13 protein-coding genes and 1 tRNA gene are annotated in these 15,779 nt (G+C 73.4%); 3 read left to right on the top strand and 11 right to left on the bottom strand.

The genetic code is table 11. The features are described from left to right. Window positions 1-40: 40 nt before the first annotated feature. From queF to WC326_10490, 11 genes are read right to left on the bottom strand one after another with little or no spacing between them, the layout of a single operon-like run. Window positions 41-433 (bottom strand): preQ(1) synthase, encoded by a 393-nt coding sequence (queF, locus tag WC326_10540; GenBank protein ID MFA7331495.1) that lies wholly within the window; start codon window positions 431-433, stop codon window positions 41-43. Next, window positions 430-1,197: an RsmE family RNA methyltransferase gene (locus WC326_10535; GenBank protein ID MFA7331494.1), complete on the bottom strand. Its 768-nt coding sequence runs from the start codon at window positions 1,195-1,197 to the stop codon at window positions 430-432. Before WC326_10535 ends, queF begins: the two co-directional genes overlap by 4 nt. Further along, window positions 1,194-1,625, bottom strand: coding sequence for a CoA-binding protein (locus tag WC326_10530; protein ID MFA7331493.1), 432 nt, complete (start codon window positions 1,623-1,625; stop codon window positions 1,194-1,196). The genes WC326_10535 and WC326_10530 overlap by 4 nt, the downstream gene beginning before the upstream one ends. After that, complete coding sequence (locus WC326_10525; GenBank protein MFA7331492.1) at window positions 1,625-3,073, bottom strand: ATP-binding protein; 1,449 nt, start codon at window positions 3,071-3,073, stop codon at window positions 1,625-1,627. The genes WC326_10530 and WC326_10525 overlap by 1 nt, the downstream gene beginning before the upstream one ends. Before the next feature lie 7 nt (window positions 3,074-3,080). Continuing rightward, on the bottom strand, window positions 3,081-4,460 hold the full coding sequence (locus tag WC326_10520; GenBank protein MFA7331491.1) for a response regulator: 1,380 nt from the start codon (window positions 4,458-4,460) through the stop codon (window positions 3,081-3,083). Continuing rightward, window positions 4,457-5,296 (bottom strand): helix-turn-helix transcriptional regulator, encoded by an 840-nt coding sequence (locus WC326_10515; GenBank protein ID MFA7331490.1) that lies wholly within the window; start codon window positions 5,294-5,296, stop codon window positions 4,457-4,459. Before WC326_10515 ends, WC326_10520 begins: the two co-directional genes overlap by 4 nt. Window positions 5,297-5,327: 31 nt before the next feature. After that, window positions 5,328-5,966 carry a Maf family protein gene (locus tag WC326_10510; GenBank protein ID MFA7331489.1) on the bottom strand — a complete coding sequence of 213 codons (639 nt, stop codon included), beginning with the start codon at window positions 5,964-5,966 and terminating at the stop codon, window positions 5,328-5,330. A 46-nt stretch (window positions 5,967-6,012) separates the two neighbouring features. Continuing rightward, entirely contained in the window at window positions 6,013-6,894 is an 882-nt protein-coding gene (locus tag WC326_10505; GenBank protein MFA7331488.1) for a UbiA family prenyltransferase, read from the bottom strand. 40 nt (window positions 6,895-6,934) lie between these two features. Further along, window positions 6,935-8,719, bottom strand: a complete 1,785-nt coding sequence (locus WC326_10500; protein MFA7331487.1) for a BamA/TamA family outer membrane protein — start codon at window positions 8,717-8,719, stop codon at window positions 6,935-6,937. After that, window positions 8,719-12,093, bottom strand: a complete 3,375-nt coding sequence (locus WC326_10495; GenBank protein ID MFA7331486.1) for a hypothetical protein — start codon at window positions 12,091-12,093, stop codon at window positions 8,719-8,721. The genes WC326_10500 and WC326_10495 overlap by 1 nt, the downstream gene beginning before the upstream one ends. Beyond that, window positions 12,090-12,980, bottom strand: coding sequence for a hypothetical protein (locus tag WC326_10490; protein ID MFA7331485.1), 891 nt, complete (start codon window positions 12,978-12,980; stop codon window positions 12,090-12,092). Before WC326_10490 ends, WC326_10495 begins: the two co-directional genes overlap by 4 nt. Window positions 12,981-13,117: 137 nt before the next feature. On the opposite strand from WC326_10490, the gene WC326_10485 reads away from it, so the two are divergent. The 3 genes from WC326_10485 (at window position 13,118) to WC326_10475 (ending at window position 15,778) form a co-directional block, all read left to right on the top strand. Next, a tRNA-Ala gene (locus tag WC326_10485) sits at window positions 13,118-13,191 on the top strand. 88 nt (window positions 13,192-13,279) lie between these two features. Continuing rightward, complete coding sequence (glgB, locus tag WC326_10480) at window positions 13,280-15,454, top strand: 1,4-alpha-glucan branching protein GlgB (protein MFA7331484.1); 2,175 nt, start codon at window positions 13,280-13,282, stop codon at window positions 15,452-15,454. A gap of 114 nt (window positions 15,455-15,568) precedes the next feature. Then, complete coding sequence (locus tag WC326_10475; GenBank protein ID MFA7331483.1) at window positions 15,569-15,778, top strand: hypothetical protein; 210 nt, start codon at window positions 15,569-15,571, stop codon at window positions 15,776-15,778. Window position 15,779: the final 1 nt, after the last annotated feature.

Genomic DNA, 15,779 nt, shown 5'->3' with positions numbered 1-15,779 from the left:
GACTTCCTGAGGGCAAAAGCTGCCCGCCAGTAGGGAGCGGCTAGCTCTCTACGCGGACGGTGGTAGTGATTCCGCCCCGCGGCAGGAAGACCACCTGGACCTCCAGCCGACGCGGATCCAGCAGGGCTTTCAGATCGTCGTGCAGGCGGTTGGCCACGTTTTCGTGGAAGATCCCGGCCTCGCGGAAGGCCTGCAAATACTCCTTCAAGCTCTTCAGCTCGACGCAGAGCGCGCCCGGCACGTAGCGCACGCGCACGTGGGCGAAGTCCGGCTGGCCGGTCTTGGGGCAGCGGCAGGTGAATTCCGGCGACTCGATCTCGATCCAGTAGTCGCGGTCCGCGTACTGGTTGGGCCAGGCGGCGAGGGCGGGCAGGGCGAGATTGTCCCGCCCGGAGCGGGCGTGCTGATCCGTGTAGCCGCTGGACGAGGTCATGCGCGGTCTCCCGGTTGCAGGTCCTGCAGCAGGTCCAATTGGGCCACCAGCCGCTGCAGGGCGGTTTCGACTTTCAGGATGCGCGGCCCCAGGCTGAGCGGCTCGAAGCCGTGCCGCACCAGGGCTGCCACTTCGGCTTCCACCCAGCCGCCCTCGGGGCCGACGGCCAGACACCAGTCGGCGGGCGTCGGGGACAGCCCCGCCACACCGGGCCAGGGTCCAGGATGGGGCAGCAGGCGCCGGCCCCCGACGGGCAGCAGCGACTCCAGCTCCCCCTGCAGCAATTCGTGCAGGCGCGGGGCGACCCGCACGTCCGGCAGGCGCGTGACCTGGGCCTGCTCCAGCCCGAGGATCAGCTGCTCGCGCCACTCCCCGGCGCTGAGCAGCGGGCTGTGAAAATAGGATTTCTCCACCCGCGCGCTGCCCGTCAGGATCACGCGCTCCAGCCCGAGCTGGGGCGCCAGCTGCAGGATGCGACGCAGGGCCGGCGGCCGGGGCAGGGCCAGCAGCAGCACGCGACCCGGCGCGCGGGACGGCGGATCCGGCTCCTCCTCCGTCAGCCGCAGGTGGCAGGGCTGCTCCAGCTCCGGCTCCTCCTCCAGCACGGCCCAGCCGCGCGGGCCGTTCAGGCGGCCCACCCGCAGCCGGTCGCCGGCCCGGGCCTTGAGGATCTCCAGGATGTGGCGCAGGCGCCGATCCCCCGCCGGCAGCTCCAGCCGGCCGTCCGCCGACCGTTCGGCGCCGCGGTAGAGCAGCAGGTTCATGCGCCGCGGGCGCCGAACAGGCTCTGGTGCTGGCGCAGCAGGCAGTCGTTCATCACCACGGTCAGGCCGGCCGCCCGGGCTTCCAGCGCTGCGGCCACGTGGATGACGTGGTCCTGCAACCAGAGGCTGCGGGCACCCCGGCGCCGGGCGGCCTCCGCCAGCGGCGGCACCTCCTCGCTGCGCCGGAAGAGGCAGACCATGTCCAACTCGCCGGGCACGGAGTCCAGGTCGGGCCAGGCGGACTCGCCCAGCACCTGGCTGAGCAGCGGGTTGACGGGCTGGATCCGGTAGCCCGCGGCCTGCAGGTAGGCGGCCACGCGGTGGCTGGGGCGGGCCGGGTTGTCGCTCAGGCCCACCACGGCGATGCGGCGGGTGCGCTCGAGCAGGGCGCGGATCTCCTCCCGGCCGGGATTGCGAAAGGTCTCCATCATGTCTCCCCGGGTTGGCCCAGCGCCAGCCGGGCGGTCTCCTGGTCGACGAAATGCGGCAGGGTCAGCGTGAAGGTGGAACCGTACCCGGGTTCGCTCTCCAGGGTCAGGCGGCCCCCCAGCAGCTCGCCCAGCCGGCGGCTGATGGCCAGCCCCAGCCCGGTGCCCGAGGCGCTGCGCGCGCCCTCGGTCTGGCTGCTGCGCCGGAAGCGCTCGAAGATCTGCTCCTGTTCCGCCTGGGCCACGCCGATGCCCGTGTCCGTCACCGAGAGCAGCAGAGTGCCCGACTGCTGGCGCACGCCCAGGGTGATGCTCCCCTTGGCCGTGAATTTGATGGCGTTGCCCAGCAGGTTGATCAGCACCTGCTCGAGCTTGGCGCGGTCGCTCACCGTGCGCAGGCCAAGCAGGTCCGGCTCCGGCTGGAAGTGCAGCTCCAGGCCCTGCTCGCTCACCAGCGGCTCCACCTGGACCAGCACGTCGCGCAGCACCTGCACGACGTCCAGCTCCTCCAGCTCCACGCGCATGCGCCCGGCCTCCAGGCGCGAATAGTCCAGGATGTTGTTGATCAAGCGCAGCTGGTTCTGGGAGCTGCTCATCACGCGCTCCAGGCTCAGGCGCTGGCGGTCCGTCAGGTTGGACTCGCGCAGCACCATGCGCGTGTAGCCCTGGATGGCGTTGAGCGGGGTGCGCAGCTCGTGGCTGACCGAACTGAGGAACTCGTTCTTGGCGCGCTCCGCCTCCTCCACGCGGCGGCGGGCCGTCTCCTCCTCGCGCTCGGCCTGCTCGCGGATCCGCGCCATCTCGAAGCCCTGGACGATCAAGCGGTCGTCCTTTTCCAGGTGGTGGCGCCGCTCCTCGCGCAGCACCTGGCGCGCTTCCGCCGCCCAGAGCAAGGCGGCCAGGGCCGTGCCCAGTCCGGGCAGGTCGCGGAGCTCGCGCGCTCCATCCAGCCCCAGCAGCAGCCAGGCCGGGCGCGGCGCCCAGGCCGGCAGTGCGTGCAGGACCACGTGGGTGGCCCCGCGCATGCGCAGGCGGGCGGGCAACTCGGGGTGGGCCGGACCCAGATCCTCGGGGGCCAGGTGCAATCCGCCCGCGGTGCCCACCCGTTCGGCCATGCGAATCAGCCCGCTCTCCAGGGCTTCGGGCAGGGGATGCCCGTCCAGGAAGCGGTCGCGGTTCGGCCAGGTGGGCCCGGCCCCGCACAGATACCAGGCCGTCACGCAGCCGGGCAGGCTGTGGGCGTGCTCCAGCAGGGCGCGGATCGCCCGCGTGTCGTCCAGGTCCTCACGGGGATAGAGGTGGTCCAGGCAATCCAGGCGGGGCGCGTTTCCCGCGTCCCCGGCACCGGGCAGGGGCGGCATCCGGCCCTCCGACGGGGCCGACGCGGCGGCGGGGGCCGCCGTGGGTGCAGGGGTCGGGCGGGGCCGCAGCAGGCGGGACAGGTTCATCGGCGACTCATTCCCGCGGGGCGCCGCCCAGGCCCGGCACGTTGCGGGCCTGCAGACGCCGCACCGCGCCGGTCAGGCCGTCCAGCTGGCGCGAGAAGTCCGCCAGCCGCTCCCCCAGCGCCCCGTCGTCCATGCGCAACTCCTCCAGCCCGACCAGGCAATTGTCCACGTGGGGGATGAACCCGCTCAGCGCGGCTTCGCGCACCTGGCGGGCGGCGTCTAGGCTCTGGGTGAGCAGGTCGCTCATGCGCAGGCGCTGCAGGCGCACCCGGCTGCGCAGGCGCAGCAGCAACTCCTCTAGCCGGTAGGGGCGAGCCAACACGTCCTGCACGCCCAGCCGGATCAGACCCACGCCCGGCGTGCCCGACTCCAGGCCGCGCCCGGGAAGGAGGGCCAGCACGGGGGGCATCAGCAGCTGGGGGGCTTCCCAATGCTTGCGCAGGCGTTCCAACACGGGCAGGACCAGCTCGGGGCGGTCCGCCGCGCTGAGCAGCACCAGGTCCACCTCGGCCTCGCGGCCCGCCAGGGCCTCTTCCTCCAGCAGGATCACGCCCTGGCGCGCCAACTCGCGTTCGGCGCCGGAATCCCGCGCCGTGCCGGCCTCCGCGGGCAACACCAGCAGACGGGGATCGTCCGGATCCCGGCTGACCACGGGCTGGATGGATTCCTGGAGGTTGATGATCTGGGACCCGCAGGGATAGTCCTCCAGGGCCACGCGCTCCAATTGCTCCAGGCGCCGGGCCACGTCCCGGGTCTTGAGCAGGCAGTGGCGGATGCGCTCGATGCGCGAGTCGAAGCCCGCAGCCTCGAGCGCAGCCCGCTCCACCGTGGCCTGGAGCAGCTGCAGATATCCGCTGGCGCCGGCCAGGGGCTGGGCCAGCTCGTGGGCCGCCGCCCCCACCATGGCCACGCGGGAATGGGCCTCGGTGTGGGCGCGCCGGCGCTTCAGGTAGAAGCCGATGCGCAGCTGGACCTCCACCCGGGCGAAGACATCCTCGATGTCGAAGGGCTTGACCACGTAGTCGTCGGCCCGGGCCTGAAAGCCCTCCACCTTGTCCTCCAGCTCGCCCTTGGCGGTGAGCAGGATGATCGGCAGGTTTTCCAGGCCGGGCAGTTCGCGGATGGCCCGGGTGAGTCCGATGCCGTCCAGGTAGGGCATCATCACGTCCAGCAGGGCCAGGTCGGGCCGCTCGCCCGCCTGCAGCAGACGCAGGGCCTCGCGCCCGTCGCCGGCGGTGATTACCTGCAGCCCGCGGTCTTCCAGCTCGAAGCGCAGCAGATCCACGTTGAAAGGCTCGTCGTCCACCACCAGGACGCGCCAGGAGGCCCGCTCGCGGCTCTCCTGCTCCTGGGCGATCTCCCCCAACCGCGGCATGGCCTCGCTCATGGGCTCCTCCGAATGACCCGGACCGATTCGCGGGCCACGCGCAGTTCGGCGCGACCCGTCTCCGTGGGGAGATCCAGGGCGCGGCCGTCGCGCCAGACCAGCAGGTCCTCCAGCCGCTCGGCCTGCACTTCCAGTTCCAGCGAGCTGCTCAGCCGCAGGGTGGAATCCGCCGGCAGCGGCCCGGCGAAGAGCTCGCCCTCCTGGCTGCGGACGGTGAGCCGGGCCGGGCGTTTGAGACGCAGCTGGAGCTGGAAGGGGGCGAAGCCCTGCAGGGCGGGGGCGTCCGCGTCCAGCACGCTCTCCAGCGGGGCACCCTCCCCGCGCTCGTCCGCGTCCGGACCGCTGCCCAGCCAGATCAGGCCCCAAACCAGCAGGCCCAGCAGCGTGAGCAGCACGCCCCCGGCCAGGCCCTTGATCGAGGAGGGCACCACGCTCCAGATGGACGGCACCAGGGTCTCGCGACCGCGGGGCGCGTGCAGCGGCGCGGGGGCGGGTTCGGGCTCCGGTCGCCTGGCGGGAAAGGGAATGCGCGGCAGGACGGGGCGCGGGGCCGGCGCCTCCTCCGGCTGGGCCAGCGGCGGCGCCTGCCAGTTCAGCTCGTCGAAGCGCTTGAGGACTTTCTCGCGGACCATGCCCACGCACTCGGCATAGGCGGTGAGATAGCCGCGCAGGAAGGGGGCGGGAATCCGCTCCCAGGCGCCGTCCTCCAGGGCCCGCAGGAACTCGGGCGAGATGTGGGTCTCCTGGGCGACGTGATCCAGGCTCACGTGCTGGTACTCACGCGCCGCCTGCAGGTCGCGGACGAAGGACTGCTGTGCCGGTTTGCCGTCTTCCATGGGCCCAAAGTACCGATTCCGCCAGCGAAAATCAGGCGCGCGCCGGGCCTGGAGCGGGCGGATTCGCGCCCTGTGCCAGCGCCACCAGCTCCCGGCAGACCCGGGCCACGGGCAGGCCCATCACGTTGAAGTAGTCGCCGTCCAGCGCCGCCACCAGCAGGGCCCCGCCGTCCTGGATGCCATAGGCGCCGGCCTTGTCCAGCGGCTCGCCCGTGGCCACGTAGGCCGCGATCTGGGCCGGGCTGAGCTCGTGGAAGAGCACGCGCGTGGTCTCGTGCCCGACCCGCGTGGGCCAGCCACTCCAGGGCCCGGCGCCCTGCAGGGCCCAGCCCGTGTAGACGCGGTGCCAGCGCCCGGCCAGCCGGCGCAGCATCTCCCGCGCCTCGGCCGGGTCCCGGGGCTTGCCCAGCACGTCGTCCTCCAGCGCCACCACCGTGTCGGCGCTGAGCACCACGCCCCGGGCGCCCCGGGCGGCCACGGCCGCGCCCTTCTCCAGCGCCAGGCGCTCCACCAGTTCCGCCGGGCCCTCCCCCGGCCGGGGCTCCTCGTCCAGCTCCGCGTGGGCCACCTGAAAACTCAAGCCCACCCGGGTCAACAATTCGCGCCGGCGCGGCGAGGCCGAGGCCAACACCAGCGGCGGCAGGGTTTCCACAGCCTGCAGCCAGAACATCCGCACTCCTTGGTTGATTCGCTTCCGCGGCCCGTCCCGCCCGGGCCTACAGGCAGAGACCGGCCAGCGCGTAGAGGGCCAGGCCCGCCCCCAGCACGCCCTTGAGCCGAGCCGCCAGCCGGTGCAGCTCCGGGCCCGAATCCAGCCCGGCGCGCAGCATCCAGCGCAGCAGCAGCGGGGCCACGAACAGCGCGGCCAGGTGGGCCAGGCGCAGCGCCAGCGGATCCCGAGCCAGCAGCAGCGCCAGCAGGGGCGGCAGCAGGGTCAGCACGCTGAGCTGGGCCAGCAGGCGGCGCAGGGCCGGGGCCGGCACGCGCAGCACCCAGGTGCGGCGGCCGGCGGCCAGATCACCGGGCCGGTCCTCCAGGTCCTTCACCAGTTCACGCAAGAGGTGCAGGAGTCCGGCCAGCAGCGCGGGCGCCAGCAGGCGCCCGGAATGGAGCGCGGCCCCGCCCGCCGCCAGCCCGCCGAAGGCCACGGCCGCGCCGGCCAGGCCCGCCACCACCAGATTGCCAGCCAAGCCGGCCTGCTTGCCGCGCAGCGCGTACCAGCGCAGCGCCGCCTGGCAGGCCAGCACGAACAGGAAGGGCCCCGTCCCAAGGCCCAGCCCCGCGCCCAATCCGCCGAGGGAGAGCAGGGCCGCCGCCCGGCGGGCCAGGGCCGGACTCAGGCGACCGGAGACCAGCGGCCGCCCGGGGCGGTTGAGCGCGTCCTCGGCCTGGTCGGCCAAATCGTTCCAGAGATTGCCCGCCGCCAGGCTGAGGGCCGTGGCCAGGCCGGCCAGGGCCAGCCAGGGCTCGACCAGCACGGCGGGGCCGCCGGCCAGCAGCGCGCCCAGCCCGCTGGAGAGCGCCCCCAGCACGACGTTGAGCGGACGGCAGGCTTCCAGCAGCGCCGCCAGACGGGTGGAAGGGGCGGACGAGACCATGGGCTCTCCCTGGGTGTGGCCGCGCGGACGCGGCAGGTCGTCAGAAACGGGTCACCACGCGCACGTGCAGCAGGCCCTCCCGCCAGCGCTGGCCGGGCTGCAGGGCGTATTGCAGGTCCAGCTGCCCCTGGCGCACGGGCAGCACCAGCGCGGCGCCGCGCCCCTGGCCCGTGTGGGCCTGGTCCGCCGCGTCCCGCCAGAGCAGCCCGTCCCAGAACAGGGCGGTGCGGGCGGCGGGCCCCAGCAGGTAGCGCCATTCCAGCTGCCCCAGGCCCCACTGGCGGGCCCGGATGCTCTCTTCGCGCCAGCCCCGCGGACCATCCTGGCCGCCCAGTCGGAACTCGTCCTCCACGCCCGGGGCCTGGCCTTGGAAGCGGCCGGCCCCGGCTCCCAGCGCCAACACCTGGCTGCGGCCCAGCGGCAGCCAGACCCAGGCTAGGAGCCGCTGCCGGCGCAGGTCGGAGTCGCGACCCCGGGCGGGCAGGCCCCACAGGGTCGAGAGGCGGCGCTGAATCCAGCTCTCCTCCAGCTCGGCCCGCCAGCCGCGGCGCGGATTGCGCGGATCGTCGCGCTGGTCCAGGCTCAGCCCCAGGCGGGCCCGGCGCGCCTGGCTGGCGTCCACGCCCGCCAACCAGTAGCCGTTGAGGCTGTCCGGCGCCAGATCCTGCAGGCCCAGCCCGGCCTCCAGGCGCCAACCGGGGACGGGTTCCCAGCCCGCCTCCACGCCCAGTTCCAGCTCCACCCAGGTGGAGTCCTGCACGCGCTGCCGGATCTGCAGGCCGGCGTCCAGGGGCCAGCGCAGCAGGAAGGGCTCGCGGTACTCGAGCAGCAGCTCCTGGGAGACGCCCTCGGGCCGGCTGGCCAGCACGTGCAGCTCGCGGCCAGTGCCCGCCAGGTTGGCCAGGGTCAGGTCCAGGTGATAGGCCAACCGCCCGCTGCCGCCGTCGCGGCCGGGCAGCCAGCCCAGCAGCCCGTCGAAGCGGTAGGCGGGCAGTTCCTCGGCCCGCAGCCACCAGGCCAGGCCCTCCGGGGTCCGGCCCAGCGCCGGGCCCTCCAGTCGCGCGAACCAGCCCGTGGCCAACAGGCGGCGCCGGGCGTCCTCCACCCGGCGGGGATCCCAGGCTGCCCCCGCGGGCAGACGCGCCAGCCGTTCGAAGGTGGCGGGGCGGGTCAGGCCGCGCTCCAGCACCACCAGCCGGCCGGGGCGCACGGTGTCGGCGTCGCTGACGTGGCCGCGCAAGTGCAGGGCCAACCGCTCGCTGGGCGGGTGGCCGGCCACGGGCTGCAGGGTCAACTCGTCCAGCACCAGCGTGGCCAGCGGCCGGCCCTGGGCGTCCAGCCGGCCCAGCCAGGCCCGCAATCCCTCCTGCAGCCGACCCTGGCTCAGGGTGCGGCCGGCCGGCAACTCCTGGGCGGGGTCCGGCGCGCCGGGCAGGGGCGGCTCCAGCTCCAGCCGGCCCATCACCAGCCGCGGACCCTCGCGGATCAGCAGGCTGTCCAGCCGCCAGCTGCGACCCTGCGGCGCGCCGCAGGCCGTGGCCTCGGCCAGCGGATGTCCCAACTCCTCGTAGAGGCCGGCCAGGCTGTCCAGTCGTTGGCTCCACGTCTGACGGTCCACGCGGCCCGTGCCCAGGGCCCGCCGCACGCGCAGCGTGCTGAGCAGGCGCTGGCCGCGCACGGGCAGCTCGGCGCGGATCCAGACGCTGTCCGGTTCCGCCGGGGCGCCCGCCGAGGTGGATTGGGCCCAGCCGGCAGCCCCGGGAAGAACGATCCCGAACCACAGGCAAAGGCCCCAGCGGAGCCATGGCTGCAGGCCCGGCCGCATCAAAAGAAGCTCTGAACTTGGAGACGCCCGGTGTGGAGGGCGCGCCGCCCGGGCAGCGCGTCCAGCTGCCAGGAGAGCGTCAGGCGCGTTTGTTTGCCCACCTGAAGGCGGCCTTCCAGCGAGGCGCGCCAGGTGCGGCCGACGCGTGCGCCGCCCAGCAGTTCGAAGGGCACGACACGCGTGGCCGACCAGGCCTGCTGCCAGGCCACCCGGGCCGAGGCGCTGCCGCGCTTGCCCAGCCGGGCGTCCAGCGCCGGTTCCAGGCGCAGGCGGCGGCCCGTGATCCCGGCCACCTGTTCGCGGGCCGTCTCGCCCTCCAGCAGGGCGCGGCCCAGCCAGCCGGGGCTCAGTTCGCGCGAGAGTTCCCAGTCGCCGCTCCAGGCTCGCACCCGGCGTTCGTCCTGGGACTGGCCGGGCATGCGGGTCTCCTGCAGGCGCCAGCCCAGCTGGAGCGCGCTGCGCCACCCGCCCCAGCGATCCTGCAGGCGCAGGCCGGTCTGACGCAGCCAGCCGCGCCGCACGCTGCCCGAAACCGGCCGCTCCAGGTCGCGCTCCTCCGTCCAGCGCAGGCGCCAGCGGCGCTGGGAGGCCCAGCCCAGCCGGTCCTCCGCCAATTCCAGCTCGCTGCGGGCCTGCACGCGCGCGCTGCGGGTGGAATCCGTCAGGAAGGCCGCGGGCTGCAGCAGGTAGAGGCGGGCGGGATCCGCAAGCCGGCTGAGTTCCTCCGCCAGCAGGTGGTGGTCGCCGGACCAGGCGCCGCGCTCCCAGCGCAGGTCGCCCTCCAGCAGCAGGCGGGCCGCCCGCTGCTGGCGTCCGGTCTCGTAGGGCAGGGCCACGTAGTCGCCGTCGGGATCGGGCACGAAGATCTCGGGGTTGAGGGGATCACGGCTGTACTCGCCCTGCAGGCTGTCCACCCGCAGGTACTGGATGATCCGCTCCGCCGCGAGGCTGTTCTCGGCCTGGTAGCGCAGGGACCAGGCCCCGCGCGCGCCCTGGCCGCGCAGGTTCAGCAGGGCCACGTCGCGCACCTGGTCGGTGGAGTCGGGGCCCTGGTAGTCCACGCGGCGGTGCGTCCAGTCCAGCTCGCCCTGCCAGGCGCCGCTGCGGCGCAGGCGCGTGCGCCACTGGTCGGCCTGGCTGAGCCGGCTCCATTGCCCGCCCGCCGCCCGGTCGTTCACGCGGCGCAGGCGCTCCAGCGAGGCCTCCCCGCCCCCCAGCCGCTGTTCCAGGCGCAGCAGGCCCTGCCGCCAGAGGGCGCCCTCCTCCAGGGCCGGGCTGCGGCGGCGGCGCTCAGTCTCCCAGGCTCCGGTCAGCAGGCGACTGGCGCCCGTCCAGCCCTGCTCCAGGCGCAAGGCCTCCAGCCGGTCCAGGCTGGCGCCGCTGCGCCGGCGGACGCGGCCCTCGCCGTCCAGGAAGATGCCGCGAGCCGGCCGGTAGCGCCAGCGAGCCTCCGCCAGCCGGCTGGACTCCCCGGCCCGGCTGAGCCAGGATCCCCGGCCCTGCACCCAGAGCGAGTCCCCGCCCCGGAAGCCCAGGCCCAGATCCTGCCGGCGCAGCCCGCCCGAGCGGGCAAGGCCGTAGAGGCGCTCGAACTCCACCTCGTCGGCCTGCTGGAGGGGGACGAAGTCCGCCTGCTCGCTCAGCGCCAGTCCGTCCAGCTCCAGCCGGCCACGGGGCCGGGCGGAGGGCCAGGGCCCGCTGGACCAGCGCAGTCCCGCCCGCAGCGCAGCGCCCTGGTTGTCGCGGTCATCCCGGTCGGAGAACAGATTGAGGTCCTGGCGGGAGAGCGCGGCCTCGGCGTTCAGCTCGAGCCGGCCCGCGCGCCAGGCCAGCACGCCGTCCAGCAGGTCGCTGGCCGTGGGGGCCGCCAGGGGAATCAGCGGCGCCCAGGCGCCGGCGCCCGCACCCTCGTAGCGATACCAGAGGCGGCCGCTGGAGCTGAACTGCCGCGAGTAGTCGCCCATGAGCGCGCCGCCAGCGTCCCGGCCCAGGTCGCTGAAGCGCAGGTCATAGCGGAAGCGCTCGTCCCCGGTGGGCTCCTCGATCCACTCGAAGTGCCCCCACTGGCCGGCCAGGCTGTCCACCAGCCGGTAGGAGCCGGTACCGGGCTCGACTTCGCGCACGCCGCTGCCCCAGGCGGCCACGGCGCTCTGTCCATCGCCGGCCTCCGCCAGCAGGTTGCGATCCGCCTCGTCCAGGAACACGTCCAGCGGGCGGTCCGCGTCGTCGCGCTCCCCGGCCAGACCCAGTCGCAGGTTGAGCCCCGGGGCCAGCGGAGCCTGGGCCAGGAAGCCGTAGAGGCTGCGGGCGTAGACCCGCTCCGAGTACTGGAACTCCACCTGGATCCGGCTCTCCGCCGTGATGGGGCGGCGGGCCGTGAACAGCAGCTGGGCCAGGCTGTAGTCCATCACGTAGTCGCGCTCCTCGCCGCGGCCGAGCTCCACGCCGTCCAGCCAGACCCGCTCGCTGCCGGCCAGGACCAGGATCTGGTCGCCGCCCTGTTCCGTGCGCAGCTGGTAGGGCCCCTGCACGCCCTCCTGTCCACTTAGTTCCTGGCGCCGGAAGCGGCCCCGGGCGCCGGCCAGGTGGGCCACGAGCCGCGCGCGGCCGTCGTCGTAGCCGGCCTGCACGCCGTCCACCGTGCGCTTGAGCTGGAGATACTGGCCGCCCTGCAGATCCAGGTCGATGTCGCCCAGTTGGGCGCGCCAGCGCGGGCTGCGCACCTGGACGTGGATGCGGTCGATCTCCTCGAGGTTCTGGCTGCGGCCCTCGGGCTGCAGCGGCGTGTTGCGGTCGGACAGGAAGGCCTCCACCTCCACGTCGGGACCGATCTGGCCCTCCACCTGGAGGCGCAGACCCGATTCCATCCCCACCTGGCCGCCACTGCCCACCCGCACGCCGCGCAAAAACGAGCCGCTGGTGCGCAACTGGGAGCCCGTCTCCTCGGTCCGCTGCGCCAGCGTAGCCCCGGCCAGACTGTCCCGGGCCAGCGAATCGCCGCGGCTGCCGCTGAGCAGCCAGGGCAGATCGGCGCGCCGCTGGAGGGCCAGGCTGGCGGGCAGGTCCAGCCGCAGCACGTGGTAACGGATGCGCGCCGGCCGGCCCAGCCAGCGGGGCTGCAGCACGGTCAGGCGGCCGCGCACGGTGTCCACGCGGTAGTCCAGCTCCGGACGCAGACGCTGGCCGTCGACGGAGAGCTGCAGGCTGCCGGGCTCCAGCGGCGCGTCCGGCAGCTGGAGCTCGGCTTCCAGCGGGCCCTGCCAGAGCCGCCCGGGGCTCAGGTCCAGCCCGGCCTCCTGCCCCGCCGCGCACAGCACGCCCAGCAGCAGGCCGCAGGCCAGCAGACAGCAGCGAAGCCGGTGCGCGCGCTTCAAGGGCCGGGTTCCAGAGCGGGTAGCAGCAGGGCCGGGGCCCCGCTGCGGCTGAGCAGCAGGCGGGGCGCGGACTGGTCGTCCCGGGCGGGCAGCAGCAGGAAGTCCCGCAGGGGGTGGGGATCGGGCGGCAGGGCGAAGCGGGCCAGCAGCCGGCGGGCGGGATCCGGCAGGCTGCCCAGGCCGGCGGCGCCGGGCCACTCCTCCAAGTCTAACTCGCCGTGGCGCTCGGACAAAATCCACAGGCCACCCGCCGGCGTGCGGTGCAGGGCCCGCAGGCTGGAGTCGGCGCGCGACTCCCACCAGCCCCCTTCGCTGTCGCCCAGCCAGAGGCGGGCCCGGGGCGGCGACTCCAGCAGAAAGACGCGCTCGCCCACCACCTCCAGGGCCGCCAGTTCCAGTCGTCCCGCACGCGAGTAGTCCAGCAACACGCTCCAGTCCCCGCCCGGCGGACGCGCCACCACGGTTCCGGCCCGCGTGTCGGCCAGCACCAGCGTGCGACCGGCGCTCAGGCCCAGGCGGTCCGGCCGGACGAAGGACTCGAGCCTGGGTAGCGTCTCCCGACCCTGGGGCGTGAACTCGCGCGAGAACTGCTGCAGGCTGCGCCGCCCGGCGTCCAGCACGAGGATCTGCAGTCCCAGCCGGGCCTCGACCTCGGCGGGCTGCTCCACGGCCTCCGGGCCGCCGCCGGGCGCGCTGACCACCAGGGGCGGGGCCAACTGCGCGCCGCTGTCCAGGGCGCTCTCCTCCCAGAGCAGCAGACGACCCGTGGCCGGTTCCACGGCCAGCAGGCGGCCGGAGCCCAGGCTCTCCAGAGCGCCCAGCTCGGGCAGGCCGGCCCGGACGGAGGTCCAGCCCAGCAGGAGGATCCAAAACAGGCAGCGCGGCATGCGGCCAATGTACGATGCACCAAGCTGCCGAAGCCCTTTCCAGAGGCCTGTCTTGCACTTTGGCGGACGATGGGCTACCTTGCACGCCGTGTCGCACAGAGGCGACAGGGGTCGCCCTTCGGGGCGATTCGTGTGTCGGGGCAGTAGCTCAGTTTGGTAGAGCACCACGTTCGCAATGTGGGGGTCGTGGGTTCGAGCCCCATCTGCTCCATTCCCACGGGCCCAGGTCGACCTGGGCCTTCTTTTTGATCGGCCGGTCCGCGGCCGCCCGACCTCCCGCCAATCCCTGTGGAGTTGACATGGACGCCTACACGCGGCTGGCCCAGGGCCGGCACCACGATCCCTTCGAGTTCCTGGGTCTGCATCCCGAGGGACCGGGCTGGCGCCTGCGGGCCTGGCTGCCGGAGGGTCGGCGCGTGCAGCTCCAGTTGCCCGGCGAGCCGCTGCGCGTGCTGGAGCAGGTCAAGCCCGGCCTGTTCGAACTCCTGCTGGAGCGCCGGCCGGCGCCCGCCGAGATCCTCCTCTCCTGCCTGCACGAGAGCGGAGCCGCCTGGGAAGAAGGCTGCGCCTGGGTCTTCCCGCCGCTGTTGGGCGAGTTGGACCTGCACCTGATCCACGAGGGCAGCCATCAGGAATTGTGGAAGGTCCTGGGCGCGCGCGTGCGCGACGTGGAGGGCGTGACGGGCGTGCACTTCGCCATCTGGGCGCCCGGGGCCAAGCGGGTCTCGGTGGTGGGCGACTTCAATCAGTGGGACGGCCGCCGGCACCCCTGCCGCAACCGCGGGACCAGCGGCGTTTGGGAGCTCTTCGTGCCGGGGCTGGCTGCGGGCGAGCGCTACAAGTACGAGCTGCTGACCGCCGCGGGCGCGGTCGTGTTGAAGGCCGATCCGCTGGGCCGCCAGGCCGAGCTGCGGCCGGGCACGGCTTCCGTGGTGCCGGACTCCAGCCCCTATGCCTGGGCCGACGCGACCTGGATGGCCGCCCGCCAGGAGCAGCCCCAGCTGGAGCGACCGTTGAGCGTCTACGAGCTGCACACGGGTTCCTGGCGCAAACCCTGGGATTCGCGACCCTTCCACAGCTGGGCCGAACTGGCCGATCAGCTGATCCCCTACCTGCTCGAGCAAGGCTTCACGCACGTCGAGCTGCTGCCCGTGATGGAACATCCGCTGGACGCCTCGTGGGGTTATCAGGTGCTGGGCTACTTCGCGCCCACCGCCCGCCACGGCTCGCCGCACGACTTCCGGGCCTTCGTGGACCGCCTGCACCAGGCCGGGCTGGGCGTGATCCTGGACTGGGTGCCCGCGCATTTTCCCAAGGACGGCCACGGCCTGGCCCGGCTGGACGGCACGGCGCTCTACGAGCATGCGGATCCGCGCCAGGGCGAGCACCCGGACTGGGGCACGCTGGTCTTCAACTTCGGGCGCCGCGAGGTGCGCAATTTCCTCTTGGCCAACGCGCTCTACTGGGTGGAGGAGTTCCACGCCGACGGCCTGCGCATCGACGCCGTGGCCTCCATGCTCTATCTGGACTACAGCCGGCGCGACGGGGCCTGGGTGCCCAACCGCCACGGCGGACGCGAGAACCTGGAGGCCATCGAGTTCCTCCAGCAGCTGAACCAGCTGTTGTTCGCCCGCTTCCCGGGCCTGTTGTCCATCGCCGAGGAGAGCACCAGCTGGCCCATGGTCAGTCGCCCCGTCCACCTGGGCGGGCTGGGCTTCAACCTGAAGTGGAACATGGGCTGGATGAACGACACCCTGAGCTACTTCGAGCTGGATCCCGTCCACCGGCGCTGGCATCACAACCTGCTCACCTTCTCCCTGGTGTACGCCTGGCACGAGAACTTCGTGCTGGTGCTCAGCCACGACGAGGTCGTGCACGGCAAGGGCAGCCTGCTGGGCAAGATGCCCGGCGATCCCTGGCAGCAGCGGGCCAACCTGCGCCTGCTGCTGGGCTGGCTCTGGTGCCACCCGGGACGCAAGCTGCTGTTCATGGGCTGCGAGTGGGGCCAGCTGGCGGAGTGGGATTCCGCCGCCCAGCTGGACTGGCCGGCCTTGGCGGATCCGGGACACGCCGGCCTGCAGCAGCTGGTGCGCGAGCTGAACCGCCTGCTAACCACCGAACCGGCGCTGCACGAGCTGGACTTCCAGTCCGCAGGCTTCGAATGGGTCAACGTGCACGACGCCGAGCACAGCGTGTTCAGCTTCCTGCGCAAAGGCCGGCGGCCGGAGGATGACGTGCTGGTGGTGGCCAACGCCACGCCCGTGCCCCGGCCGGGCTACCGGGTGGGAGTGCCGGCTGCGGGCCGCTGGCTGGAGCTGCTCAACAGCGACGCGGCCTGTTTCGGCGGCGCCAATCTGGGCAATTCCGGGGCCGCGGACAGCCAGCCGGTGGGCTGGGACGGCCGCGAGCACAGCCTGCTGCTCACGCTGCCGCCGCTGGGGCTGTTGCTGTTCCGGCGCGAGTTGGAGGCCTGAGCCACCCCGCCGCGGAAATTCGGCATTTTTCCGCGGGGAATGCCGGCCCCGGGCTGAAGTCGGTGGGCCGGGTTGCCGATCTCCAAGGGCAGGTAGCAGCCCCTGGAGGTCCCCGTGAGAATCCCTGACGAATTCGCCCAATACAGGAACCGTATCCGCAATTCCACGCTCTGGAACCTGCGGCTGGAAGACATGGACCGGGAGGAACTCCTGGCCGTGATCGGCTACCTCTGCGACCGGGCGGCCCGCAGCACGCTGCACCTGATGCCGCCGGAAGTCATCCGGCCGCGGGTCAAGGCCCGCGTCAGCCCGCGCCAGGCCTGAG

It is taken from the genome of Candidatus Delongbacteria bacterium, assembly GCA_041675285.1.
Lineage (GTDB): Bacteria > CAIWAD01 > CAIWAD01 > CAIWAD01 > CAIWAD01 > CAIWAD01.
Note: the sequence above shows the minus strand (reverse complement) of the source record. Positions and strands in the feature narration are given on the sequence as shown.